Annotated in this window: 24 protein-coding genes; 9 read left to right on the top strand and 15 right to left on the bottom strand. The window is 59.8% G+C overall.

Features of this window, described 5'->3' with window-relative positions; all coding sequences use genetic code 11:
* Positions 1 to 152 precede the first annotated feature (152 nt).
* The 3 genes from QQJ96_RS04440 to QQJ96_RS04430 form a co-directional block, all read right to left on the bottom strand.
* Positions 153 to 2,531 carry a winged helix-turn-helix domain-containing protein gene (locus QQJ96_RS04440; protein WP_284330730.1) on the bottom strand — a complete coding sequence of 793 codons (2,379 nt, stop codon included), beginning with the start codon at positions 2,529 to 2,531 and terminating at the stop codon, positions 153 to 155.
* Positions 2,532 to 2,610: 79 nt separating this feature from the next.
* Complete coding sequence (locus QQJ96_RS04435; RefSeq protein WP_284330729.1) at positions 2,611 to 3,027, bottom strand: type IV pilin protein; 417 nt, start codon at positions 3,025 to 3,027, stop codon at positions 2,611 to 2,613.
* Positions 3,028 to 3,089: 62 nt separating this feature from the next.
* Positions 3,090 to 4,130 carry an AraC family transcriptional regulator gene (locus tag QQJ96_RS04430; RefSeq protein ID WP_284330728.1) on the bottom strand — a complete coding sequence of 347 codons (1,041 nt, stop codon included), beginning with the start codon at positions 4,128 to 4,130 and terminating at the stop codon, positions 3,090 to 3,092.
* Positions 4,131 to 4,443: 313 nt separating this feature from the next.
* Here QQJ96_RS04430 and QQJ96_RS04425 point away from each other — a divergent pair, with 313 nt between their 5' ends.
* A complete protein-coding gene (locus tag QQJ96_RS04425) occupies positions 4,444 to 5,664 on the top strand; it encodes an SGNH/GDSL hydrolase family protein (protein ID WP_284330727.1) in 1,221 nt (406 codons plus the stop codon).
* A gap of 67 nt (positions 5,665 to 5,731) precedes the next feature.
* The gene (locus QQJ96_RS04420) at positions 5,732 to 6,355 is read left to right on the top strand and encodes a glutathione S-transferase family protein (protein ID WP_284330726.1); all 624 of its coding nucleotides are present in this window, start codon (positions 5,732 to 5,734) and stop codon (positions 6,353 to 6,355) included.
* A 227-nt stretch (positions 6,356 to 6,582) separates the two neighbouring features.
* Here QQJ96_RS04420 and QQJ96_RS04415 read toward each other — a convergent pair whose 3' ends face one another.
* Together QQJ96_RS04415 and QQJ96_RS04410 are read right to left on the bottom strand one after the other, a co-directional pair.
* The gene (locus QQJ96_RS04415) at positions 6,583 to 7,245 is read right to left on the bottom strand and encodes a DUF3313 domain-containing protein (protein WP_284330725.1); all 663 of its coding nucleotides are present in this window, start codon (positions 7,243 to 7,245) and stop codon (positions 6,583 to 6,585) included.
* A 134-nt stretch (positions 7,246 to 7,379) separates the two neighbouring features.
* Positions 7,380 to 7,985, bottom strand: a complete 606-nt coding sequence (locus QQJ96_RS04410; RefSeq protein WP_284330724.1) for a TetR/AcrR family transcriptional regulator — start codon at positions 7,983 to 7,985, stop codon at positions 7,380 to 7,382.
* A gap of 180 nt (positions 7,986 to 8,165) precedes the next feature.
* Here QQJ96_RS04410 and QQJ96_RS04405 point away from each other — a divergent pair, with 180 nt between their 5' ends.
* Entirely contained in the window at positions 8,166 to 10,184 is a 2,019-nt protein-coding gene (locus tag QQJ96_RS04405) for a tetratricopeptide repeat-containing sulfotransferase family protein (protein WP_284330723.1), read from the top strand.
* Positions 10,185 to 10,245: 61 nt separating this feature from the next.
* On the opposite strand, the gene QQJ96_RS04400 is transcribed toward QQJ96_RS04405, so the two are convergent.
* From QQJ96_RS04400 to QQJ96_RS04385, 4 genes are all read right to left on the bottom strand, one after another.
* Positions 10,246 to 10,557 carry a DUF1161 domain-containing protein gene (locus tag QQJ96_RS04400; RefSeq protein WP_284330722.1) on the bottom strand — a complete coding sequence of 104 codons (312 nt, stop codon included), beginning with the start codon at positions 10,555 to 10,557 and terminating at the stop codon, positions 10,246 to 10,248.
* Positions 10,558 to 10,646: 89 nt separating this feature from the next.
* Positions 10,647 to 11,525, bottom strand: coding sequence for an SGNH/GDSL hydrolase family protein (locus QQJ96_RS04395; RefSeq protein ID WP_284330721.1), 879 nt, complete (start codon positions 11,523 to 11,525; stop codon positions 10,647 to 10,649).
* A gap of 72 nt (positions 11,526 to 11,597) precedes the next feature.
* Entirely contained in the window at positions 11,598 to 12,347 is a 750-nt protein-coding gene (locus QQJ96_RS04390) for a 3-keto-disaccharide hydrolase (RefSeq protein WP_284330720.1), read from the bottom strand.
* 49 nt (positions 12,348 to 12,396) lie between these two features.
* Complete coding sequence (locus QQJ96_RS04385) at positions 12,397 to 12,978, bottom strand: TetR/AcrR family transcriptional regulator (RefSeq protein ID WP_284330719.1); 582 nt, start codon at positions 12,976 to 12,978, stop codon at positions 12,397 to 12,399.
* Between the two features lie 144 nt (positions 12,979 to 13,122).
* On the opposite strand from QQJ96_RS04385, the gene QQJ96_RS04380 reads away from it, so the two are divergent.
* Complete coding sequence (locus QQJ96_RS04380; protein ID WP_284330718.1) at positions 13,123 to 14,091, top strand: SDR family NAD(P)-dependent oxidoreductase; 969 nt, start codon at positions 13,123 to 13,125, stop codon at positions 14,089 to 14,091.
* A 129-nt stretch (positions 14,092 to 14,220) separates the two neighbouring features.
* On the opposite strand, the gene QQJ96_RS04375 is transcribed toward QQJ96_RS04380, so the two are convergent.
* Both QQJ96_RS04375 and QQJ96_RS04370 read right to left on the bottom strand, forming a co-directional pair.
* Positions 14,221 to 14,670 carry a cupin domain-containing protein gene (locus tag QQJ96_RS04375; protein WP_284330717.1) on the bottom strand — a complete coding sequence of 150 codons (450 nt, stop codon included), beginning with the start codon at positions 14,668 to 14,670 and terminating at the stop codon, positions 14,221 to 14,223.
* Between the two features lie 42 nt (positions 14,671 to 14,712).
* Positions 14,713 to 15,630, bottom strand: a complete 918-nt coding sequence (locus QQJ96_RS04370) for a LysR family transcriptional regulator (RefSeq protein ID WP_284330716.1) — start codon at positions 15,628 to 15,630, stop codon at positions 14,713 to 14,715.
* A gap of 103 nt (positions 15,631 to 15,733) precedes the next feature.
* On the opposite strand from QQJ96_RS04370, the gene QQJ96_RS04365 reads away from it, so the two are divergent.
* From QQJ96_RS04365 to QQJ96_RS04345, 5 genes are all read left to right on the top strand, one after another.
* Positions 15,734 to 16,483 (top strand): SDR family oxidoreductase, encoded by a 750-nt coding sequence (locus tag QQJ96_RS04365; RefSeq protein ID WP_284330715.1) that lies wholly within the window; start codon positions 15,734 to 15,736, stop codon positions 16,481 to 16,483.
* A gap of 203 nt (positions 16,484 to 16,686) precedes the next feature.
* Complete coding sequence (locus QQJ96_RS04360) at positions 16,687 to 18,123, top strand: hypothetical protein (protein WP_284330714.1); 1,437 nt, start codon at positions 16,687 to 16,689, stop codon at positions 18,121 to 18,123.
* Between the two features lie 143 nt (positions 18,124 to 18,266).
* Positions 18,267 to 18,512, top strand: a complete 246-nt coding sequence (locus QQJ96_RS04355; protein WP_284330713.1) for a hypothetical protein — start codon at positions 18,267 to 18,269, stop codon at positions 18,510 to 18,512.
* A 201-nt stretch (positions 18,513 to 18,713) separates the two neighbouring features.
* Positions 18,714 to 19,271: a carboxymuconolactone decarboxylase family protein gene (locus tag QQJ96_RS04350; RefSeq protein ID WP_284330712.1), complete on the top strand. Its 558-nt coding sequence runs from the start codon at positions 18,714 to 18,716 to the stop codon at positions 19,269 to 19,271.
* Between the two features lie 97 nt (positions 19,272 to 19,368).
* On the top strand, positions 19,369 to 20,214 hold the full coding sequence (locus QQJ96_RS04345) for a helix-turn-helix domain-containing protein (protein ID WP_284330711.1): 846 nt from the start codon (positions 19,369 to 19,371) through the stop codon (positions 20,212 to 20,214).
* A gap of 25 nt (positions 20,215 to 20,239) precedes the next feature.
* Here QQJ96_RS04345 and QQJ96_RS04340 read toward each other — a convergent pair whose 3' ends face one another.
* The 4 genes from QQJ96_RS04340 to QQJ96_RS04325 all read right to left on the bottom strand — a co-directional run bounded on the left by QQJ96_RS04340 (position 20,240) and on the right by QQJ96_RS04325 (position 23,222).
* Complete coding sequence (locus QQJ96_RS04340; protein ID WP_284330710.1) at positions 20,240 to 20,935, bottom strand: SIR2 family NAD-dependent protein deacylase; 696 nt, start codon at positions 20,933 to 20,935, stop codon at positions 20,240 to 20,242.
* A 166-nt stretch (positions 20,936 to 21,101) separates the two neighbouring features.
* The gene (locus QQJ96_RS04335; RefSeq protein WP_284330709.1) at positions 21,102 to 21,860 is read right to left on the bottom strand and encodes a Fic/DOC family protein; all 759 of its coding nucleotides are present in this window, start codon (positions 21,858 to 21,860) and stop codon (positions 21,102 to 21,104) included.
* A complete protein-coding gene (locus tag QQJ96_RS04330; RefSeq protein ID WP_284330708.1) occupies positions 21,802 to 22,515 on the bottom strand; it encodes a hypothetical protein in 714 nt (237 codons plus the stop codon). Before QQJ96_RS04330 ends, QQJ96_RS04335 begins: the two co-directional genes overlap by 59 nt.
* A 275-nt stretch (positions 22,516 to 22,790) precedes the next feature.
* Positions 22,791 to 23,222, bottom strand: a complete 432-nt coding sequence (locus QQJ96_RS04325) for a YybH family protein (protein ID WP_284330707.1) — start codon at positions 23,220 to 23,222, stop codon at positions 22,791 to 22,793.
* Positions 23,223 to 23,272 lie beyond the last annotated feature (50 nt).

The following is a 23,272-nucleotide window of genomic DNA, read 5'->3' as shown; positions in this document are numbered from 1 at the left end:
TGACAGTCGATTGGCCCGCTACGGAACGAGGCACACAAGCGCCACGGCCGTATAGTGCAAGAACATCCACCCTTCACAGTCTTTCAGACTGATGGCGCTGGCAGTGATACTTCGCTTCTCACTGCCGCGCCTCTTTTTTTGCTGCATGCCGCTCAGAATTCAAACCCGGTAGACGCCGTCGGCACGGGGCGATCGCCGGCCAGGTGCTGCGCCATGCCGCGCGATTTCTCCCACGACGCATTCTGGCCCAGCGCCTGATACACACGCGCCTCTACCCAGGCCGCGCGCCAATCCATTTGGCTCCACGAGGAGAGCCGGCCACTGATCGCTACGGCCTGGTCTACCTTGCCTGCCTCAAGCAGCGCCAGCACATAGGATTTGCCGGTATCGACGATTACCTCGGGCACGCCCAACTGGTCCGCCTGCGCCATCGCACGCTGCAGGATTTCCAACGCCCTGCTGCGATCCCCGTCAATCCAGGCTTGCGCAGCCTGTGCACGCAGCACATAGACTTGCGTCCAATCGTCCTTGACCGGCCGATGGGCTTCCCAATCCAACATCGCGGTAATCTCATGCTTGGCCTGATCGGCCTTGCCTGCGCGTTGCAACGCGGAAATACGTATCAGCCACGCCTCGGCGTAGTCGCGCTGATCATCTTCCTGCAGGGCGGGAACAAGTGCATTGGCCGCGAACGTTGCAGCGTGATCGTGGTCACCATGATCGAGCGCCAAGCGCGCCTGCCATTTGCTCACTTCGGCGCGCAGGCCCGGCTCCTTGGCCCGATCGGTTTCATCGAGTACTTTCTGAAACAGCGTGGAAGCTTCGGCAGTGCGTCCGTTGTCGGCGAGCGCACAGGCACGCACCATGCTCAATTCGTGGCGCATGTCGTCGCCCAGGAAGCCAAAATCCTGGCCTTTCTCCTCCAACGGCCAGAAGCGATCGGTGGTGCTCAGCTCATCGGGAAACTTCAGCAACATCTGTTGCGCATAGGCCAGGCCATCGAGCGTGGCCGGCAGCATCGAGCGCATGCCCATGCCGACGAACTGATCGTAGGCATGCTGCAGCAAGGTGACGGCCGCATCGGGCTGCGCGCGGCGCAGCGCCAGATTGCCCATCGCCTGATCGGCTTTGGCCACCCCGACCAGATCGCCCGACAAGCTGTAATTCACGCGTGCGCGGCCGAGGTCCGCGGTGGCTTCTTCCAATTGCCACAGCGTTTGATGCAGGTAGGCACGATTGAGATAGGCGGTGGCCAGCGCATGGGAATTGCTGGGTCCATGCGCGTCGCGCGCGGCCTCCAGCTTTTGCACTGCCTCCCCCAATGCCGCCTGGCTGTCCGCGGTCTGATGCTGACCCAGATAGATGGCGCCAAGCACGGTAAGAATCTGGCCGCGCAACACCGGTTGCTGGTTTTCGGGTAGCTGTTTGAGCAGCGCCTTGAGTTTTTGCTCGCATGATTCACCGTGGCCTTCAGCGCAATCGAGCGATGCCATGGCATAGGCAAGCTCGGGATTGTCACGCCATGCCGGTGGCGCTTTCTCCAACAGTTCCCGCGCGATCTGCGGCTGTCCGGCCAGCCTGGTGGCGTCCACGCGCTGCATGTATTCCGCTAGCGCATCGCCGGTTGCAGGCGGTGCGGTAACGCCGCGGTAGCCCAGTTGAGCAAGCAATAGATCGCTGGCGGCACGTGCCGCCACCAGCACATCACTGGCCGAGGATTCGGATTTCCAGTTGCGTCCATCCTGACTGCGTGCATCCAGATGCACCTGCCAGCGGCCGCCTGACAGCAGGGCATGCGGACGAATCACCAAGGCAAACGAAGCCAGCTTCGCGCCGGAGGGATCATCGTTGTCCTTGAGCAAGGCCAACACTTCCTGGCTGCTTTCGGTGGGCACCTTCGCATCGCGCAAGCGCGTCGCGATCAGGTCCATCAGCCCCAGGTGCAGCCATTTCCAGTCATCCGGCGCCTGCACCTCGACCGGCAACACCACCGCCGCGCTGCGCTTGAACTGAAAACCGGCTTGAGCCGCCCTGCTGCCCAGCAGCTGCCATCCCGCATATACCGCGGCAAACAAAAGCGAGACGACCAGTGCGGCAAGCATCGAGCGTCGCAGTGCCGGCGGCTTTGGCTGGAAAACGAAGGTGTCTTGCGCCACCGCCTCGACCTGAGGCACGCCTTCATCCTGCGCGAACGCCGGTTGCACCACCTGCGTCTCCAGCATCCAGCGATAGCCCACGCGCGCCACGGTCTTGATGCAGCGCTGTTCGGTGCCGGCATCGCCGAGCGCGCGCCGCAAGCGCACGATGGTCTGCGCAAGCAGGTTGTCGCTGACGTCGGTACGCCCCCACACCGCGGAGATAAGTTCATCCTTGCCCACCGGGCGCTCGCGATGTTCGATCAAGTAGACCAGGCAGTCGAAGGCGCTCGCCGCCAACTCGACCGGTGCGCCGTTACGGCTCAGCTCGCGCGCCAGCGGATTGAGCTGGAACTCGCCAAAACCATAAACAGTAGTCGCCCCCTTGCCCGCCATGATCCCGGTCTTTATCGAGCCATTTTTCGCAGGGATGATACATGGGGACTGCAGGATGCGGTGTGCGTAGAATCAAGACTCACCACTCGGTCATGGCACCGCAGCCGGATATATAACCGATCGTACTTTCATTCAGTTCCAACACGCATGTCGAAAGCTTTCCATTGATGCCTTGTGCTTTCAGTGTGTAGGTGGTGGGCGTGGATTGGAGGGTGTAGGTGAAGTCCCGATACTGGGAGGGCGTCCAGCCCTTGTAGGCATGCCTGATGGCATCGGTCGTGATGTTGTTGTGCGGCGTGTAAACCAGATTTCGCTGCAGCTCGTCTTCAAGCTTGGACGCCAGTGCGGTCAGGTCGGCCTTGGCTGCCTGCACCTTGCCGCGGGCGACATAATTGTCATAAGCATTCGTCGCGATCATAGCGAGGATGGTGACGATCACCGCCACCACCATCAGTTCGACGAAGGTGAAGCCGCGCTCTGAACGGGCGTTGTTCATGACGGTCTCCCTCATGAATTTTTCGAGCGTTGCAGGCATGCAAGCCCCATGCTCCGGCCATCTCACGCCACCTGGGCGATCCCTCGCTCCAGCTTGTACGGCAACTTCGCGCGATACTGACTCGGCGACTCGCCCGTCCAGCGGCGGAACGCGCGCGTGAGATTGGCGGCATCCGAATAACCGCGGCGGCTGGCGATTTCGTCGATCGTCATGCTTGTGTTCAACACGTCGCGCAGCACTTCCTGCTTGCGCGCCTCATCCACCAGCTGGCGGAAGTTGAAGCCAAGATGGCGCAGCCTGCGCTTCAAGGTGCGGCTGGACATGCACAGGGTTTGGGCCACGTCTTCCATGCCCAGATAGGTGCCGTCGTCCAGCGGCAGCAAGCCCTTGATGCGCGCGATGAGGCTGTTGTTCTGGCCGAGCGCGACGCGTTCGCGCTCGCACTGCTGCTTGACCTGGCTCAGCACCAGCGTATGGGCGGTGGGCAGCGCCAGGTCGAGATAGTCGCTGGGCATGCGCACCTGGCACAGTCCGGTTGAGAAACGCGGCTTGGGCAGGCGGTCGAGGTAGGCCAAGGCATGGGACGGTTGCTCGTCCTTGAACCACATCTCCACCTCAGGCAGTTCCTGCTGCGTCAGCTGGCCGGCGAGGCGCGCGGTCATGGTGGCCAGGCGCTCCAGCGCAACGCGGCGCTGAGGGGCGCCAGGCGTCAGATCCTGGATGTTCAGTTCGGCCAGGCCATCGTTTTCATGCAGATAGATGCAGAACGACGTGGTGCGTAAATCCAGATAGCCGGTCCACAGGCGCAGCGCGTCGCGCAAGCTGCGGCAGCTCATCAGGCCCAGTCCCAGGATGCCGTGCCAGGTCAGAGCAGTGCGCAGGCCAAGCTCGAAGCCCAGCCCTTGGTTGCCGCTCAGGCGTACCGCGTTTTCAATCAAGGCGGCATCCTGCTGCGTGGTCAGGCGCAGGTCTCCCTCCAACTGGGACGGTCCAATGCCCGTATCAGCCAGGGCCAGATCGCTGCCGATATCCTGTTGCTCCAGCAAGTCGAGCAGCCCCATCGCATATTCCGCGGAGACGTCGCCCCGGTACCACTCGTTCATGTTCCCACCCTCGGCGTTCACCCGCGAGGGCCGGCCAAGCCACTCAACCTGTCACCCTCGCAAGCGGGGTGGATCATCGGGACAGCTGGCTGGACGCGCATGCGGTTTGCGTGCGCGGGCCATGCTTTTGCGATGACAAGGCTTTTGAATCAACGACTTAGACCCGCAAGGAAATCGATCCCGAAAGCACGGATTGGCGGGTTTCGGAGCCTTTTGCGCTGCAACAGGCACTTTTGTAATACCAACCGACAACTAATATAAATAGCCCTTTGCTATACCTGCTCGATACCAAAGACCAGATGGGAGGAGCAGCATGCGTCATCGGTGGTTGAAGTGGGCCTTGGCCGGCTCGATGTGCGGATTCATGGCGGCGGCGACGGCGGCCGGCACTGACCACCGCGTGTGGGTGGATACCTGGGCTGCTGCACCGGATTCCGCCGGCCCGGTGTTGAACGCGCAGACGGTAAGGCAGATCGTGCGCACCAGCGTGGGTGGCTCGGAACTGCGCATCCGGCTTTCCAACCTGTTCGGCAGCGTTCCGGTCACGCTGGGGCCGGCTCACGTCGCAGTGCATGCCAATGGTGCAGACACCGTACCTGGCAGTGATCATCCACTGTTGTTCAACGGCAAGCCCACAGTGACCATCGCCAAGGGCGAAAGCGTGCTGAGCGATCCGGTGAAGATGGATGTAAAGCCGCTGCAGGAATTGGCGCTAAGCCTCTATGTACCGGCCGATACGGTCTACCACGCCGCCACCATCCACAATGCCGGCCTTGCCACGGCTTACATCACCGAAAGCGGCGATGCCACCGCAGCCGTGCAGTTCCCACGCGACGAAGTTAGCGGCAACCGTTTCTTCCTCACCGATGTGGAAGTCTCCGGCCCTGCCGCCAAATCCACCGTTGTCACCTTCGGCGACTCCATTACCGACGGTGTCGGCGCCAAGCCGGACGCCAATGACCGTTGGCCCGATGACCTCGCCGCACGCCTTCAGGCCGATGCCAAACTCTCATCCATCGGCGTGGCCAACTCCGGCATCGGCGGCAACCGCATCCTGCACGACAATTTCGGACCAAGCGCCTTGGCCCGCTTTGACCGCGATGCCCTGGACAAGCCCGGCGTGCGCTGGATCGTGCTGCTGGAAGGCATCAACGACATCGGCGGCTCGGGTTACGCCTGGGAGGGCAAGGACAAGATCACCGCGCAGCAACTCATCGAAGGCATGAAAACGCTGATTGCCCGCGCGCATGCCAAGCACGTGAAGATCTACGGTGCCACCTTGACGCCGTACGGCGGCAACGGCTGGCCCTATCACAGTGCAGCAGGCGAAAAGACGCGCGAGGAAGTGAATGCCTGGATCCGCAGCTCCGGCGCCTTCGATGGCGTGGCGGATTTCGACCAAGCTATCCGCGATCCGGCCGCACCGAAAAAAATGCTTGCCGCCTATGACAGTGGCGATCACTTGCATCCCAGCAGCGCCGGCTACAAGGCGATGGCGGCGGCGATCGACCTGGCTTGGTTCAAGACACCGTAAAAACCCCGGTTTCTTGTATAAGGTATTTCCTTGCCCCGCGTGGCTGCTGAAGGAGCAAGGAAATCTCATGTCGTCCAGTCCATCCACGTTACAGGTTTATTTCTCACCGTATTCGCCTTTCGTGCGCAAGGTGCTGGTATGTGCCGCCGAGCTCGGCATAATCGTCGAGCGCCTTGCGAGCAATGCCAATCCCGTTGTGCGCGACGCCACTATCGTCGCGCACAATCCGCTCGGCCAGGTGCCGACACTGTTGGCAGACGAACATGACGATGCGCTCTACGACAGTCGCGTGATCTGCGAATATCTGGACGCGCCGCACGGTAAGCTCTTTCCTGTGGCGGGCCACTTGCGCTGGCGTGCACTGCGCGAGCAGGCGCTCGCCGACGGGGTGATCGGCGCCGCGGTGTTGATGCGCTACGAGCTGGTGATTCGCCCGGAAGATCGGCGCTATACGCCGTGGTTCGATGGCCAGCACGAAAAAGTGGTGTCCGGGCTCGACCAATTCGCCGAGTGGGCACCGGAATTCGGCGAGCGTGTGGACATCGGCACGATCAGCGTCGCTTGCGCGCTTGCCTATCTGGATCTGCGTTTTCCCAACGAAGGCTGGCGTTCGCGTTCAGCGCTCGCCGACTGGTACGCGCATTTCTCCGCACGCGCATCGATGCAGGCCACACGCCATCCTGAAGCTTGAAGATGCCCTGATCTACTTCACGTCCGAAGCCGGATCTATTCCACGTAGGGGAGCGAGCTTGGAGCGTGTCGTCATTCCGGCTTTCGCCGGAATGACGACACGCTATCTTTGACGCTGGTGAGCCAGAACCAAACCGCCTGGTTTTTCTGCAGGCTTGAGCGCAAAAAAGTGGGAATAACTCAGGGTCCCAAGCCCCAACCCACCTAAAAAAACCAGCTTGCAAGGAATCAGTGCATCCCGATCTGTTGCACCAAGGCATCCGCGCCCTTGTCGATGCCCACACGCGCCGCCTTCAATGCACCGAAACTCGCACCGACATTCATCGCATTGGGGTATTGCTTGGTGATGTAGGCGCCCAGCAGTTGTTGCGAGAGCGCGTCGTAGATTTCCACCGAATAGATCACCAGGCCGTTCATCGCGCCTTCCTTGCCACGGATCGCCTGCACGCTGTTGTACATGCCGCCACCGATGTCGAACTTGGTGAACGTGCCCAGCACCGGCGTGGTGGTCTTCGCACCGGTCAGCGTCAGCTTCACCCGCAATGTCGCCGGACCCGGCTCATTCACGAGTTCAAAGCGTGTGCCTAGCTTCTGGGCGAATTCGTTTTGCATGTAGCTGGCGAGCGCACTCTTGTCCTCATCGCGCATACTGCCGAACTGATTGTCCGGACCCTGATACACCGCTACCGGGTCGAGGATGATTTTTTGGTACGAGCGCCAGCCCACAGCTGTGTCGTAGCGATACGGCACGCGGCTGTTGTGCGTGTCGGGACTGAGATAAGAGGACGATGCAAGGCCGGAATAAGGAATCGGCTTGACGCTGGCGCAACCGGCCAGGGCTATACAGGCAGCCGCAAGCAGCAGCTGCCACCGATGGGGTGATCTAGTCATGGGGTCTCCGTTGGGGGCTAAACGCACGGCAATAGGCGCGATGCAGAGGCTAGCGCCAAACGGAATTTTTGTAAACCGTCCAGACGGTTTGTTTTATAAACGTGCCAATCCCCGCAAGCCGCCTACCTAACTGGTCACTTTCGTCCCGTGGACGTGCGCACAGCAGGTTTACCGGCACGCTGCTTCGCGGCCGTGGCCGGCATCCATTTTTCCTCATCCAGCAGCCGGCGAAACAAGCGCTCTCGCTCCGCTTCGGAAAACGGACTGAGCCCGAACATCGCCGAGAGCAGCAAGCCTTGCGCTGCCGTCCAACGTAGCAGCGCCAGTTCCGGATCATCCGCCTCGGCCTTGATGCGTTCGGCATGGCGCGCGGAGGTTTCGCGGCTCAGCGCAAGCAACTCCGGTTCCTCCACCAGCGCAGCCACGATGGCGTGGGCGATCGAATACGGCTGGTGCGAAACCTCCCGCAACTTGGCGATCTGCGCGGCCAGGGCGCTTTCGTCGGCCTTCGCCGAGCGTGTGGCCGGGCTGTCATCGAATTGCTGGATCTGATGTTCCAGCAAGGCCTTCAACACGTCGACCTTGGTCGGAAACTGGTGCATCACCCCGCCCTTGCTAAGCCCGCTCTGGCGGGCGATCGCATCGAACGTCAACTTGCCCGGACCGTCGCGGGCAATGATGGCGAGCGCTGCCTGGATGACAGCTTGGCGGGTGCGTTCGGAGCGGGTGGGGTTGTCCATGCGGAGCGGGCAGAAGAGGCAGCGGAATAGTGTCCAGCAACTATAGCCCAGCCCTGTGGATGGTTGTGCCGTGCCGTACACGCCTGTTTCACGTCACGCCTACTAAACGTCGCCGCTTGTTTTCGCCCGATGCTCGATCGTCAGCTCCGCCCCCTTTCATTGCCGACGGTGCCTGGATCCATGTCGCGAAATGCCACGCCACACTCCAACGCAGCGCCCGCCAAGCAAGACATGGTGGCGCTGGCCGGTTTGCTTCGGCAACGACAGCACACGCAGGCCGAAACTGCGGCACGCAAGCTGATCGATGCCTATCCGTCTCACGGCGGCATTTGGCAGGCGCTCGGTGCCGCGCTGCATGCACAGGGAAAACTTGCCGAGGCGGTCGATGCGCAACGCAAAGCCGCTGCGCTGTCGCCGTGGGATTGCATAGCGCACTACGCATTGGGCGAAAGCCTGATGGCGATGAAACAACCGGTGCTGGCGGCGGAAAGCTATCACCTCGCCAGCCGCATCAAACCCGACTTCGCCGATGCGCACTTCAAGCTCGGCAATGCGCTTGCCGCACAGAACCGCCTTGAAGAGGCCATCGCCGCCTACCGCAGCGTGCTCCAATTCCGGCCCGACTTTGGCGAGGCCCACGCCAACCTTGGCTTCAGCCTGCTGAGCGCGCACCGCCACGCCGAGGCCGAACCGCATCTGCGCCAGGCCTTGGTCGCGCACCCGGACAGTGCCCCCCTTCACAACGCGCTAGGCACGGTGCTGTACGGGCAAAGCCACATGACGGCAGCGGCGGAGAGCTTTCGTCGCGTCATCATGCTCACGCCGGACGATGCCCAAGCACATGTCAATCTTGGCAATGCGCTGCGCGAGCTTGGCTCGTTCAGCGATGCCGAGCACAGCTATCGTCACGCCATTGCGCTCAATAGCCGCTTAGCTCGGGCGCACTACGATCTCGGCGGGTTGTTCTATGTCCAGGAATACTATGCCAAGGCGGAACACAGTTATCGCCGCGCGTTGGAATTGCAACCCGATTACGTGGAAGCCTGCAACAACCTGGGACGCAGCATCCGGCGGCAAGGCCGGCTTGAGCAGGCACGCGAATATTTCGAAGCCGCCGTGACCATCGATCCGGAGTCCGTCGAAGCCTATTGCAACCTCGCCTCGCTGCGCACGTTCAGGCGCGAACACCTAGAGCCTGCGCGGCTGGAAAAGCTGGCCCACAAGCTCCCTTCCCTGTCAGAGAATCTGCGTATCCGCTACTGGTTCTCGCTGGGCAAGATGCGCGAGGACCTGGGCCGCTACGACCAGGCGTTCGCCGCCTACGCACAAGGCAATCGCCTCAAGCACGCGCAGCTTTCACCCGATGAGGCCGGCAAGATCGCACTGATCGAGCAGGTACGTTCCGTGTTCGACCGGCGTTTTTTTGCCAGCCGTCCCATTCCGGCGGTCAGCGGCAAGGGCAAGACGCCGATCTTCATCGTGGGCATGCCCCGCTCGGGGACTTCGCTGATCGAACAGATCCTCTCGACGCATCCGGACATTTACGGTGCCGGCGAATTGCCCGATCTGGAAAACATTCTGTTTGCACTGGCCGACGAAACCGGCAAACCCTGGACGGACTTTCCCGAAGCGGCCGCGCGCCTGAGCACCGAAGAGCTGCTCCGCCTGGGCAAAGCCTATACCGATCGCGTATGGCGACACGCGCCGCACGCCAGCCGCATCACCGACAAGATGATGGCCAATTTCGCCTACATCGGCATGATCCGGCTGATGCTGCCGAATGCCAAGATCATCCATGCCATGCGCGATCCCATGGATTCTTGCTTATCCTGCTACGCCACGCTGTTCTCCAGGAACAACCTCGACTTCACCTACGACCTGGGCGAAGTGGGGCGCTACTACGTGCGCTACATCGAGCTGATGCGGCACTGGCAGCAAGTATTGCCGCCCGGCTCGATCCTGGAGCTGCGCTATGAAGACATGGTGGCCGATACCGAGGGCCAGGCGCGCCGGCTGCTGGATTACCTGGGCCTGCCCTGGAATCGGCGCTGCTTGAACTTCCATCAAAACGAACGCGTAGTCAGGACCGCCAGTGCCGCGCAGGTGCGACGGCCGGTGTATCGCTCATCGGTGGCGCGCTGGAAAAATTTTGCGGCGCACTTGCAGCCGTTGCTGGAAATAGTGAGTGCTTACCAGTAAACAGTAGGCAAAAAAAGGGCGCCCAAGCAGGCGCCCCTTTTCAAATACTGCCAGGTAGCCCTTATTTGCCGCTGGACGAAGCGGACGCCGGCGCGGCGCTGTCCGAAGGCTGCTTGGGAGCGGCCTCGGCACCACCCTCGCTCTTGGCACCTTCGCCACGCGTATACACGATCACCTTGCTTCCGCCATCGCACTGGCCAACCACCTTGCCGTCACCGGCCTGATCCTTGGCGACCACATCGAGCGAGTAGTTCGACACGCCGTTGGCCTTGATCTTGCCGTCGATGTTGGACTTCACATCATCGCAGGATGCGTGGGCAACGAACGATAGGGACAGCAGTGCCAGGGCGATAAAACTGACGCGGATTTTCATGCAAACCTCCTTGGTTGTGATGAAGGGTGAATTTTAGGGCACCGGCGGGTAGTTACCAAGTGACGGGCGTTTCGTTTCGCGCCGGCCGCTCAAGGTTGCGAAGACAGCGCCTCCTTGATCGCCTGTTTCGCCAACTTGTCCATCACGGCATAACCGGCCGGATTGGGATGGACCCCATCGATCGCCAGCTTGGCGACAAAGCCACCGTGCCCATCGTCCAGCGCGTCGAAATAGTCGACATAGGTGAGCCCGTTCTGCTTGGCATAGGTCTTCATCCAGTCGTTGAGCTTACGCACGGTCTCGACCGGCTGCACCGATGGTTGCCACGGATAGCGCGCGACCGGCGTGATCGAGGCAAGAATGACGCGGATATGCTGCGCGCGTGCCAGCTCCACCATGCTCTGGATATTGTTTTCGATCGCCTCGATCGAGGTGGGCCCGGTGTTACCGGCGATATCGTTGGTGCCCGCAAGAATATGCACCACGGCCGGATGCAGGTCGACCACGTCCTGTCGGAAGCGCAGTAGCATCTGCGGCGTCGTTTGCCCGGCCACGCCGCGATCGATCACGTCGTCGGTAAACAGATCCGCATCCGCATCGATCCACGACTGCGTGATGGAATCGCCCATGAAGACCACGCGGTGCGAGGTGGCCTGCGGCAGCTTGGCATTGGCTGCGCGATAACGGCACAGGCCGCCGAAATCGAATTTCATCCGCTGCTCTTCCCAGGCCTGGGAGGCCGCGGCCAAGGCCGCCCTGGGTTGCGGCTGCAAGGGACGGCGCGCGATGGCGGGCCCGGCAGCAGCCTCGGGAGGCGGAAGCAGCGCGCCGCAGGGGTTGTCCATCACCCCAACCGGTGTCGCCGGGGTTTCTATGGACGAAGCTGCTGCAGGAGTGGATGGCGCAGCATAGGTGTTGCCAGCGACCGCCAGGGTCAAAGCAAAACCTGCCAATCCCAAGACTTTCACATTGAATCTCCGCGTTTGATCGCCAGCAGCAGACCGCTGTGGTGATGAACTAGTTCCCACCTTCGTCGCGACCTACAAGCGCCGCAGTTTAATATCCCGGAACCACAAGCGGATCGGCACTTCGCCCTTGTCTTCGGTGCCCTGCAAGGAAATATGCCCGGTGTGGAAGCTGGCAAAGTCCGGCCACGCGGTGAACTTGCTATGCGCAACGAGCTGCTTCCAATCATCTGTCCACAACTGCGTATCGATCACTTTGTGACCGTTCTGGAAGAACCGCACATGGCCGTGATCGGCGATGATTTCGAAATCGTTCCACTGCCCTGCTTCGTTCACCCACTCCACATCCGAGGAAATCAGGTCGAACAGGTCACCGGAACGCTCCTTGAGCACGCGGCTGTCCGGCTTGGTGCAGGCCAGGTCCGCGATCTGCATTTCCGGGCCGGTCTCATAGGTGTTGGAGTACCTGGGCGATTCATGCACGTGGAACATCACGCCGCTATCCGCACAGGGGCTCATTTTCCAGGAAAGCTTCAGGTCGAAATCGCCGTACTCGGCATCACTGACCAGGTCCTGGAAGTCCGCCGCAGGATCGTTGGGGCGCTTTTCCAGCAGGATCGCGCCATCGCTCACTTTCCAATCCTTGCCGGGCGCTTTTTGCAGATAAGAATGCCAACCGCCCAGGCTCTGGCCATCGAACAGCAGCTGCCAGCCCTGCGCCTTTTCCTGCGCGTTGAGCGTGTTGTGCTGTTGGGCATGCGCCATGCCGCACACAATCAGGCCGGTAATTGCCAACAAGTTGCCAACCCATGTCTTAGGAATCATGCATTACCCCATGAAAATCCACGTGCAAGGATAAGAGCGGCGTCCCGCGTTAGCTGATCAGCCCGGCGACCAGGATGTCGATCAGGCGATGAGCCCTCTGCACCCGATCCGGCTGGTTGTCGATATTCACAAAGCCATACAGAGCGTACAGGAGATCCTGCGACTGGACGTCCCGCTTGATATCGCCGTTGTCGATCGCGCGCCTCACCAATAGCTCGGCTGCAGTCCGCACCTGTCCTGAGGAATACGCTGTGAGTTCGGAGGTATCGCGCGTCGATGCATTGAGCGCCGGCAAGATCAATTTCTTCGTCGCAATGTAGTCGACGAACAAGCGCATCCACACCCGCAGCGCTTCGACCGGTTCATTGTTTTCAAGCAAGCCCGAGGCGGCCTCGCCGAGTTGTTCGGCCTCCTGGCGATAGATCGCCTCCAGGATTGCGTCACGGCTAGGGAAATGCCGGTACAGCGTGCCGATGCCGACGCCGGCACGGCGGGCTATTTCGTCCAGGCTTACGTCAGCCCCCTGTTCTGTGAACGCGGCTTTCGCCACCTCCGCCAATCGGCGGCGGTTGCGCTCGGCGTCCGCACGAGGCTTTCGCGTTGTTTTTGAAAGCTTTTTTTCGTCTTCCATGGGTAGGCCTTGAAAAACGGAGGAATCCTCCATATAAAATATCCGGAGATACTCTCCGGTTAGCTATCCATCATAGCCAAGCCGGAGGCCAAAGTACCGCGGCAGCCCATGGCGTGCCGCCCATAACCGAGCAGCGAGGCAATCATGAGCAAGATTTGGGGTGCCACCACGACGACCGACCAGGTACTCGATGGTGTCGACATAAGTGGGAAACGGGTATTGATTACGGGCGTTTCGGCCGGACTGGGTGTGGAAACGGCGCGATCGTTGGCATCGCACGGCGCCCATGTGGTCGGCGCGGTGCGCAACATCGCCAAGGCCAAGGGCGCTACCCAGAGTGTGCTCGCCGATGCCAAAGGATCGGGCGGCCTCGAACTGATCGAACTTGATCTGACCTCGCTGGCCAGCGTGCGCCGATGCGCCGACCAGTTGCTGGCCAAAGGCGAACAGTTCGACTTGGTCATTGCCAATGCCGGCATCATGGCCTGCCCATTCGGCAAGACGGTGGATGGCTTCGAAATGCAGTTCGGCACCAATCACCTGGGGCATTTCGTGCTGGTCAATCGCATCGCATCGCTGATGAAAAGCGGCAGCCGGCTGGTGAACCTGTCGTCGGCCGGTCATCGTTATTCGGACGTGAACCTGGACGACCCCAACTTCGAGCATACGCCATATACCGAATTTGAAGCTTATGGACGCTCGAAAACGGCCAACATTCTGTTCGCCGTCGAATTCGATCGCCGCCACCAACAACATGGCATTCGTGCCACCGCCGTGCATCCGGGTGGTATCCGTACCGAGCTGACACGGCATATGGATGAAGCCGCGCTGCAAAAGCGTGTCGACGAAGTCAACGTGCAGAACAAGGCCGCCGGCCAGCCGCTTTTCCAATGGAAGACGGTCGAACAAGGCGCCGCCACCACGGTCTGGGCCGCCGTGGTCGCGGATGCTGACGCGGTGGGCGGTCGCTATTGCGAGGACTGCCACGTTGCCGAAGTGGTGCGCCAGGAGTCGGGATTGATGAGCGCAGGCGTGCGGCCCTATGCGCTGGATGCCGAGCGTGCCAAGGCGCTGTGGGCAATAAGTGAGGAGATGGTTGGAGAGCGCTTCTAACGGGGCAAAAGGCACAGGGACGTGCCTGCCTGCGCAGGCTGGGATGCCAATCCCAGCTCATTGCCCACTTCCTGGCGCTGGGATTGCCATCCCAGCCTACAGCAGCAACGCCTTGCTGCCATAAGCATTCTAAAGATCCACGTAAGCCTCATCCTTGCCGGCGATATATAGCCTCACACCTTTACGCGGGTAATCGCAGACATCGTGCTCCAGCCGTTGCCCCACCACGAAGAACACCAGCGGCTCGCTCCCCGTATTGGTAAGCACATGCGCGGGCCCGCCTCGCGCAAAGCCGAGAAAATCTCCCTTCCCTACCTTGCACACCTGGTCCCCTATCGTGGCTTCCCCCTGCCCGGAAAGAATGATCAGGCACTCCTCTTCGTAAAGGTGCCGGTGATACTCCGACGATTCATGGCCGGGCATGATCGTGATGACTAGCGCGCCAATTTGCGTCATCCCCACCTTATCGCCCACGGATTTTTTGTGTCGAATGGCATTGGGGTTCAGATCATGGACGGAAACCGTAGCGCTCATGGACGCGATATCGGCGGCGGTCAGTAGCTCGGGTGGCTGTTTCATGCTGGCATGCCTCTATTGCACAGGTGATTACAGTGCAATCTATCAAACCACCACGTCGATGCCCTGAACCAGACGTTGCGCCAATCGTGGCTGACGCAGCTGCGACAACCACCATTCCATGGCACGGCCCGTATGATCGCTGCGCCATGCCACGTAAAGAACGTTAGGTTCGCGGGCATCGGCGACACGCTTTTCCACCAATTCACCTTGCTTTAGCAAGGCCTGTATACGTCGGCGCGGCAACCAGCCGATCCCCAGGCCATCGCGTTGCAAAAGGATCTTGGCGCGCATGCTGGGGGCGGCCACCGTCTGCTGGCCCGACAACCAGCCGTAGCCGCGGCGGTCGATGGTGCGCGAAGAATCGGCCACCACCACGGCGCGATAGGGCAGCAGTTGCTCCTGTTGCAATGGCTCGCGGACTTTCGCCAGCGGATGGCGTGGCGACACCGCGAACACCCATTCCATCACACCCAGTTCGAACCATCGCAACTTGGGAATGGCAGGCGGCTCGTTGGTGGCGCCTATCACCAGGTCCGCGCGCCCGTCGCGCAAGGCTTCCCAGGTTCCGTTCAAGACTTCGTGCGTAATGCGCAAGGCCACGCCCGATTGCAAGGCGTCGAAAGCGCGAATCACCGGCAGCAAGGTTTCGAACTCCAGGATTTCATCGGTCACGATCCACAGCCGGTCTTCCCAGCCACCCGCCACCTGTTTCACCCGACGGGTGAGCCGCGAGACATCCAGCGCCAATCGCTGCGCTTCCTGCGCCAACAGCTGGCCGGCTGGGGTCAGTTGCAGCCGGTAGCGCCGGCGGTCGAACAACAGCGCGTCGAAACGCGCTTCCAACTGGCGTGCGGCGTGCGAAACGGTTGAGGGTGCCTTGCCCAGCGCGGCGGCCGCACGGGTTAAGCTTCCGGTGTCGCCGATGGCCTGAATCAGGGCCAATTCGTCGTCGGACAACATGTTCGATACCTTCGAACGAGTACGTCGAAAGCATGGTACGGCAAATCGCGGGCGGACGCGCAGGATACCTCCATCCCAACCACCTCCCTCCAGGAGAAACACCATGAATCGCTTCAACGGCAAAACCGTACTTGTTACCGGCGGCAACAGCGGCATCGGCCTGGCAGCAGCCAAGGCCTATGCTGCCGAAGGTGCCCGTGTCGTCATCACCGGACGCGATGCCGAGACGCTGGAAAAGGCCAGCGCCGAGATCGGCACGCATGTCATCGCATTGCGTAGCGATGCCGCCTCCCTGCCAGATGCCAGGCAGTTGGCCAAGACGCTGAAGGAACAAGACATCCGTCTCGATGCGGTCTTCATCAACGCCGGCATCGCCAAGTTCGCTGCGTTCGCCGAGGTGGATGAAGCCTTGTGGGACCAGACTTTCGATATCAATGCCAAGGGCGCGTATTTCCAGATCCAGTCGCTATTGCCGGTTCTCAATCAAGGCGCGGCCATCCTGATCAATGGCTCGATCAATGCGCACATCGGCATGCCGGGTTCGAGCATCTACGCCGCCAGCAAGGCAGTGGTGATTTCGCTCGCCAAGACCTTGTCAGCCGAGCTGTTGCCGCAAGGTATCCGCGTGAACGTGGTAAGCCCCGGCCCGATCACCACGCCGCTGCACGGCAAGCTGGGGTTCGACGCCGCTGCGCTGGAAGCCACGGCCAAACAGATCCAGGCACAGATCCCGCTAGGCCGTTTCGGCACGGCCGAAGAGCTGGCCACCACGGTATTGCACCTGACAGCGCCGGAGTCGGCGTTCATCGTCGGCACCGAGGTGATTGTCGACGGTGGCATGAGCCAGCTTTAAACCCAAGCCACGGCCGGCCCGCTTCGGGCCGGCCGTGCGGCGCTCCAGAGCTATTGCCAGCCACGGTGGACGGAGTATTCTCCAGGCCGCAGAGCCGGGCCCGACAAGCAGCTGACTTGCGGGTTTTGGCGTACCGACGTGCTCACTGAAGCACGTATACACGTCCCTCCAAAGGTAGTCTGCGGAGGCCATAGGGGGCGAGCATGTTCCTGGTGGTCCAGCACCCGCTGGCGGACTTGCGGCGGTTTCTCGGCGCGGCGACCGTGCGACTCGGCCGCCCAGCCTGGCCGATTGCCGAACCCAGGCAGGATTACGTTCGTTCGTTCGGGCAGGTGCGCGCGCGCAACCGGGGTGGCTTGGCGGAATGGCCTGGCGAAGACTCCTTCTGTCTTGCTCATGCCGCGTTGCGCTTTCCGAATCATCTGCGCCACTACACTTTCGGCTCGGGTCCGCTCACCTCCATAGCGCACAAAGCGTTCCGCCGGATTCACTCCGATGGAACGGTTTCGCGTGCCGAAATCGGCTTCTCGTTGGCACGCAAGGAGGCGAACAGCACAGCCAGCTCAAATGCCGACCTGATCAACCTGCTTCGTGAATGCATCGAGTTCAAAGTTTTTGTGCGGGGCCCGAAGCTGCAATTCGAAACCACAACCTTGGCCAGTGCAGGTAGCGCACTGGCCAGAAATTATCTTCGCGCCACGACGGATCGCAAAGCCATGGATCCGAATGCCTGCAAGCCATGGTGGGTCAGCGCAGGAAATCCGGCGGTGGTGCTGGAGAGCCTCGACCAACCCCCGCTAACGCTCACGCGGTACGCTCGCAAGGTCATGGAACAGGCCAACCTGACCGTTTCACACGATTGGATGCAGTTCGGCGCCCACTCATGCAGCATGTGGTTTATTGAAGGAAGGAGTTCCGACGAAGACGCCCTGCGTCGCCTGCGCATCCACCTCATGCGCCTCCACGCAGAGCGTGAGTGCCTGAGAATAGTGCTCACGCGCATCAACGAGAGCAAACTCGACCTTGCCGCCAATGTCGGCATTTCGGATGAAGCACAGCAGTACCTGCACGATTCGATCCGCGCCCTTGAAAAACCCGAGCGTTTCGGCTTGCCGCAATCGGCCATGCTTGAGGTCGCGCAGCAGGCATTGGAGGTAGTCTCGGCAGGACAGGCCGCTTCCCTTAACAAAATGCGCAGACAGGTTGCGGCAAAAGTCGAGGCATACATCCGGCGTGCGGAAACGAGCACCCATATCACCAACGTCATGGGGGACTATATGAGTTACACGATCACCCTCGGCAACGTCTCCGTGCAAGGCGACTTCAACTTCGTCACGGCGAAGAACATCGAAAACAGCTTCAACAAGACCGCCGGCGCCGACATCAAGGAAGACCTCAAGGAGCGCCTGAAAGAGTTGAACGTAGCCACGGCCAAACTCGCCGCGCAACTCTCGCCGGAAAAAGCGGAGGAAGTATCCAAAGACCTGCAGACCCTCACCGCCGAAGCCATTTCTAAACAACCCCGTAAACCGTGGTACGAACTGTCTGCCAAAGGACTGGTTGAAGCGGCCAAGACAGTAGCCGAAATGGCCGCTCCCATCGCTACAGCCGTGCAAGCTGTGCTCGCACTTCTTGCCTGAAAAAAATCGCGCACGCTCTTCAGGACAGGTCAAGAGCCAATCATTGATCGATTTCCGGCTCCGAAAGACGGCCAAAGGGCTTGCCTGGAAGCCGGTTGGCGCGCGTATGATGGCCGTAGGTTTTCAAGGCCCGGAGTAGCGCCGTGAAACAGACCTTCCTGATTGTGGCTGGCGCTTTCACCCTGCTGGCTGGATGCACCAACCCACGCATCATCAAGGTTTCAGACCATGCCTCCATGCCGCTCGAAGGAATCGCGGTCACTCGCCCCGATGTGGTGATTCAGCATGAGAAATTCCCGGGCCCTGCCCCTCTGCCGCAGGAGTACACGGACGCGCAATCGCCCAAACTAATCGACCTGCTGGACAAGCCATGGCTCATCAGAAACTGATGGGGCGCACAAGCCACCCAGACTGACGCCTATCTCTCCAGCGACACAGCTACCGCATACCGGACTGCCCTTCTATCCACGGACCCGTGATCTTCCCAGGGACGGGTTTATTACCTTTCAGGTAATTGGCACGCACAGCGCATATCCATAAGGTTCCTCCACCGCCATCGATATCGATGTGCAATCCTGCGAGGAAACCCCATGCCTGCCTTCCCTATCCATACGATCGAATCCGCACCGCCACAGTCAAAACTATCGCTTGAAGCGCTGCAAGGCGCGTTTGGAGTCATCCCGAATATTGCCGGCGCCATGGCGACCTCTCCCGTCCTGATCGACAGCCTGGTCGGACTCTTTGGCAAAGTTCATGGCGGCAGCTTTTCCGAAGCGCAGATTCAAGTCGTCCTGCTTACCAATGCCGTGACCAATGCCTGTTCCTGGGCTGTGGCGTTTCATTCCTTCCTAGCCATTGAGGCAGGCGTCGACGCAGAAGATGTCGACGCCATTCGCGAACACCGGCCTCCCCGCGAAGCGAAGAGCGCTGCACTCTCCACACTCGCGCGAACTCTCATCGAGAAACGAGGACATCTTGGCGACCAGGACGCATCCGCATTCCTGCAAGCCGGATTCGATAAGCAGCACCTGCTGGAGGTGGTTGCTATAGTTGCCGCATCCACCATCACCAACTACACGGGTAACATCACCCATCCGCCACTGGAGCAGGCATTCCAGGCATCCCGTTGGCATGCACCGAGAGCCTGACCGCTCGTCCGGCTGCCGCATGGATACCGCCCTCAGAATGCACAGGGCAAGGCCACAGGACCCGCTCAAGCGGGTAAGGCGAGCATTGGAGGATCACATGGGCACTACTCGTACAAATCGGGCGCACCCATCCAATGATTTGGGCCTTCTACTGCGGCACTGGCGAGAGCTTCGTGGCGCCAGCCAATTAGGGCTGGCGCTCGACACGGGCATTTCACAGCGTCACCTGAGCTTTATCGAAAGCGGCCGCAGTGTACCGAGCCGCCATGCGCTGACGAGCATTGTCCAATCACTGGACGTTCCCTTACGCGAACGAAATGCCCTCTTTCTAGCTGCCGGCTATGCGCCGGTCTACTCAGAGGCTGCCTGGGACGCCAAGGAAATGCAGGGCATTACGCGCGCACTCGATCGCATGCTTCGCCAGCACGATCCCTTCCCTGCCATCGTCATGGATCGCTATTGGAACGTACTGACCACCAACGCGTCGTCTCCGCGCTTTTTCGGATCGTTCATCGACATGGCGTCCCGCACGGCGCCACGGAACATGCTGCACCTCATCTTTGATCCCAAGGGCATGCGACCGTTTGTCGTGGATTGGGAGACGGTAGCCAGAAGCCTGATCCATCGCGTGCATCGGGAACTGGTCGGCGGTGTTCTGGACGAACGAAGCCGTACCCTGCTGGATGAGTTGTTTGCCTACCCAGGGGTTGATCCATCATGGCGACTGCGAGGATCCGTCGGTTCTGCACTCAATCTTCCGATGATACCCATGGGTTTTACGAAGCACGGCAAAACACTCAGGTACTTTTCGATGGTGACCAGCGTAGGAGCACCTCAAAGCATCGCCGCCCAGGAACTGCGTATCGAATCCATGTTCCCCGCGGATGACGAAACCGAGCGGCTACATGAGGAATGCATCTCTAACAGCCCAACATTGGCCTAACCTTGCCTGAGCCTCGACTAGGTATCTAGACGGGCTTTCTTCCTTCCAGCCAACAAGTTGCAATGCGTGGAACAACGGTGGATGCCGGCCCCCTCAAGAACCGAAAACCATACGGCACCTTCTGAGGCTCGGGAGAAACCAGATATTTCTCCGCGTCAAATGGCGCTTTCTGCACCAATCCGGCAGCTGGGTAGACCGTAAGCGAAGTTCCAACCACGACAACCCGCGATGCCGACCTGAGGTGTTCCTCACACTCGCTCATAAAGCGAACGTTTTCGCCAAACCAAACGACATCCGGGCGTAACTGACTGCCTTGCTCACACAGATCCCCAAGTTCAATGGTCGACTTTTGTAGCCGATAAAATAGCCCGGCATCGATCGTGCTCCGCGCCTTAAGAATCTCGCCATGAACATGAATCACGCTTGTCGAACCGGCCCTCTCATGGAGGTCGTCAATATTCTGCGTGATTACAACTACGTCGAAACGCTGTTCCAGCCCAGCGATCGCAAGATGGGCTGCATTTGGCTTAGCGTCTAAAACAGCGCATCGGCGCTCGTTGTAGAAGCTGAGAACGGTAGCTGGGTTCTTCCGCCAAGCTTCAGGTGAGGCTACATCTTCGATGGCGTACTCGTTCCAAAGACCGCCCATGTCGCGAAAGGTCTTGAGCCCACTCTCCGCGCTCACTCCAGCCCCTGTAAGAAATACCAATTTGTCGGTCATCAGATTTTCCAAAACGTATCCAAAAGCTACGCGGAATCTGAGTAGGCACTTAGCAGATCGGAAACTCTTTGGCCTAGCTTAAGGACATTCACCACATGAAAGCGTCCCAATCGCTGGTTGGAAAGAACCAGAGTTAGACTTGCCTAAAAACACCGCCCACTTCTCATCATCTTTCTGGTGTAAGAGGAACGGGCTCTCCACGTGAGCGTTTCAATTCCAGATATCGCTGATTCGCAACGGGATCGTCCGCGTGATACACGATATCTTCCGCCGGACTGGCTTGCTGTCCATCGAGGCCAGGCAGGGATTGGAGGTAGTTCAGAAGGTCACCTTGAGGGACGGCAGGCACAATAAGTCGTCCTAAATAGTCGTTGAGATGGCTACCTTGCGGATTCTCAATTTCTCGACTTAGTGCATTCAGATAGTCGTCTTTACGCGATGCATGCCAATTGATAGTAAAGCCGGCTCGGGCGCAAAGTTCGGCATGAACGAGAAGCATGGTGCGTCCGTTTCCATCCAGGAAGGGATGACCCCACGCAAAAGCCCCCATCACTGTGCCGGGATTAACACGCATGACTTCAGGGTCGTTGCCCAGGCGCAAGCCCCACTCCACGGCTAGCTGACACAATTCCGAGGCTTCGAACTGGATGCGTTTTCCTTTGCCGACCAGGCGCCCGACGCCGAGCATGTGCCGATCTCGGCCTGCCCAAGGGTAAAACTCACCAAACAGAATCTCGTGCACTTTAAGAAAATGGCTGTAGACAATCGGCCCACGGATTCTATGAAGATAAGTCAGCGCCCTTTCGACATTAGCTTCGAAAAAAGCGTGCTCCTGGACTTTGAGATCGTCATCGTCCTTGAGTCCTTCAATGTTGCGCAGATATCCTTGGGTCTTGTAGTCCCCGAACGGATCGAACACCGTCACCTTTGAGTTCCTTTCTGTAGTTGGTAAGCAATCGCGCAAATTGGCGTCCGTTGATCAAATGCTTCTTTTTCAGCGCCACAAGCAGTTTGCCAGTGAGATCGAGCTTCACATCGTCGCCCGCGGCGCGGGTCACCGCCTCCGCAAAATCATCCAGCCCGGAGCGCCGGTATTCAATGCCATGTGCTTTGGCGAGGCGTTCTACATACGCAGCGATGCCTTGAGAAGGCAACTTGTTAACGTCCTTAGGTACATAAGACGTGAGCTTCGCACTAAGAGTTGGCCGATGGCGAAAACGCACCTGCATGCCACCCCAACCCAATTGACGCGATATCCTCCGCTTGCCCGTGTCCACCCACCAAACGGGTTTTCCACTTTCCTTCTGAATGGTCACTTGAGTCAGTTTGATGCCAAGTTTGTCACACGCCTCGCGTAACAAAAGATCGCGTTCCGTATCGCTTTGTGTTTGACCACGCGAGTCAGCAGAAGACTTGGCATAGATGCCAGCGCCAAGCCGGACCAGCCGCCCCTTTGCAAGCAGATTTCGGATTGCTGCACTGACCTGAGAAGGGCTTCCCAAACCTGCAAGTTCGCGCCGCAGTACGACACGCCCGGCTCGTTTTTTCAGCGACATCAAAAGCTTGCTTTCGAGGTTCATTTTTCCCGCTCAAAACAATCCTACATAGTGATATTGTAAAATGACAAAAACACGTTGTCAAACATGTACTTAAGACGTAAAAAGATGCCGACCATCCGGCAATTCTTGTCCTTCATTGCGCGCCGTCGCCCGACACCCCTCTTAGGTGCCCGAATGAGCGACTCCCCATCCCGTCCGATGCCAAAACCTGGCGGACCTCAATCAGGAACAAACGACCTGTTCGTCCGTCTTCCTTGCATCAGACTGCCGTTCAACCACATGATTGCGATAGGCAGCTAGTCGCGCTCAAGAATGGCCTTCATGTCATCAAAATCGATGGGCGCCGATGTGTGCTCGTGAACGATCTTCCAGCCGTCGCCCATGAACGATAGGCCCCATGATAGGCGGTTCTCCATCGCCCGAAGTCTTTCGCCGGTCGAGGACACGCCGGTATAAGTCACCAGGGCGCTGATCAGGGCAAAATCACGCGTACCGTTGACTCGGACTTCCTCCATGTTCACTACGACCGATTCTTCACCTAGTGAATCAAACCACTGCTGGGCAACCTGCCGCCAGGCTCCCAACCCTTGATACGACCAAGTTCCCCAGGCGTCGAATACCCGCACATCCTGATCGTAAAGCTTGATGAAAGCCTCGACGTCCTTGGCGAGAACGGCGGCTTGGTAGCCTGCGAGAACCTGCATGACCTGGCTATCGAAATCACTCATGGCGCCTCCTGAGATCAGCTCGCAGTCTCAGCTAGCAGCCTTGAAGTCGA

This window comes from Dyella flagellata, assembly GCF_030160275.1.
Taxonomy (GTDB): domain Bacteria; phylum Pseudomonadota; class Gammaproteobacteria; order Xanthomonadales; family Rhodanobacteraceae; genus Dyella_B; species Dyella_B flagellata.
This window is presented reverse-complemented; position numbering and strand designations above follow the sequence as displayed.

Coding starts and splice junctions, on each gene's coding strand:
- QQJ96_RS04415 (WP_284330725.1), bottom strand. CDS start 7,245: ATGACTAGATCACCCCATCGGTGGCAGCTGCTGCTTGCGGCTGCCTGT.
- QQJ96_RS04345 (WP_284330711.1), top strand. CDS start 19,369: ATGGGCACTACTCGTACAAATCGGGCGCACCCATCCAATGATTTGGGC.
- QQJ96_RS04420 (WP_284330726.1), top strand. CDS start 5,732: ATGTCGTCCAGTCCATCCACGTTACAGGTTTATTTCTCACCGTATTCG.
- QQJ96_RS04400 (WP_284330722.1), bottom strand. CDS start 10,557: ATGAAAATCCGCGTCAGTTTTATCGCCCTGGCACTGCTGTCCCTATCG.
- QQJ96_RS04370 (WP_284330716.1), bottom strand. CDS start 15,630: ATGTTGTCCGACGACGAATTGGCCCTGATTCAGGCCATCGGCGACACC.
- QQJ96_RS04380 (WP_284330718.1), top strand. CDS start 13,123: ATGAGCAAGATTTGGGGTGCCACCACGACGACCGACCAGGTACTCGAT.
- QQJ96_RS04435 (WP_284330729.1), bottom strand. CDS start 3,027: ATGAACAACGCCCGTTCAGAGCGCGGCTTCACCTTCGTCGAACTGATG.
- QQJ96_RS04430 (WP_284330728.1), bottom strand. CDS start 4,130: ATGAACGAGTGGTACCGGGGCGACGTCTCCGCGGAATATGCGATGGGG.
- QQJ96_RS04340 (WP_284330710.1), bottom strand. CDS start 20,935: ATGACCGACAAATTGGTATTTCTTACAGGGGCTGGAGTGAGCGCGGAG.
- QQJ96_RS04330 (WP_284330708.1), bottom strand. CDS start 22,515: ATGAACCTCGAAAGCAAGCTTTTGATGTCGCTGAAAAAACGAGCCGGG.
- QQJ96_RS04410 (WP_284330724.1), bottom strand. CDS start 7,985: ATGGACAACCCCACCCGCTCCGAACGCACCCGCCAAGCTGTCATCCAG.
- QQJ96_RS04390 (WP_284330720.1), bottom strand. CDS start 12,347: ATGATTCCTAAGACATGGGTTGGCAACTTGTTGGCAATTACCGGCCTG.
- QQJ96_RS04385 (WP_284330719.1), bottom strand. CDS start 12,978: ATGGAAGACGAAAAAAAGCTTTCAAAAACAACGCGAAAGCCTCGTGCG.
- QQJ96_RS04440 (WP_284330730.1), bottom strand. CDS start 2,531: ATGGCGGGCAAGGGGGCGACTACTGTTTATGGTTTTGGCGAGTTCCAG.
- QQJ96_RS04425 (WP_284330727.1), top strand. CDS start 4,444: ATGCGTCATCGGTGGTTGAAGTGGGCCTTGGCCGGCTCGATGTGCGGA.
- QQJ96_RS04325 (WP_284330707.1), bottom strand. CDS start 23,222: ATGAGTGATTTCGATAGCCAGGTCATGCAGGTTCTCGCAGGCTACCAA.
- QQJ96_RS04350 (WP_284330712.1), top strand. CDS start 18,714: ATGCCTGCCTTCCCTATCCATACGATCGAATCCGCACCGCCACAGTCA.
- QQJ96_RS04375 (WP_284330717.1), bottom strand. CDS start 14,670: ATGAAACAGCCACCCGAGCTACTGACCGCCGCCGATATCGCGTCCATG.
- QQJ96_RS04405 (WP_284330723.1), top strand. CDS start 8,166: ATGTCGCGAAATGCCACGCCACACTCCAACGCAGCGCCCGCCAAGCAA.
- QQJ96_RS04365 (WP_284330715.1), top strand. CDS start 15,734: ATGAATCGCTTCAACGGCAAAACCGTACTTGTTACCGGCGGCAACAGC.
- QQJ96_RS04360 (WP_284330714.1), top strand. CDS start 16,687: ATGTTCCTGGTGGTCCAGCACCCGCTGGCGGACTTGCGGCGGTTTCTC.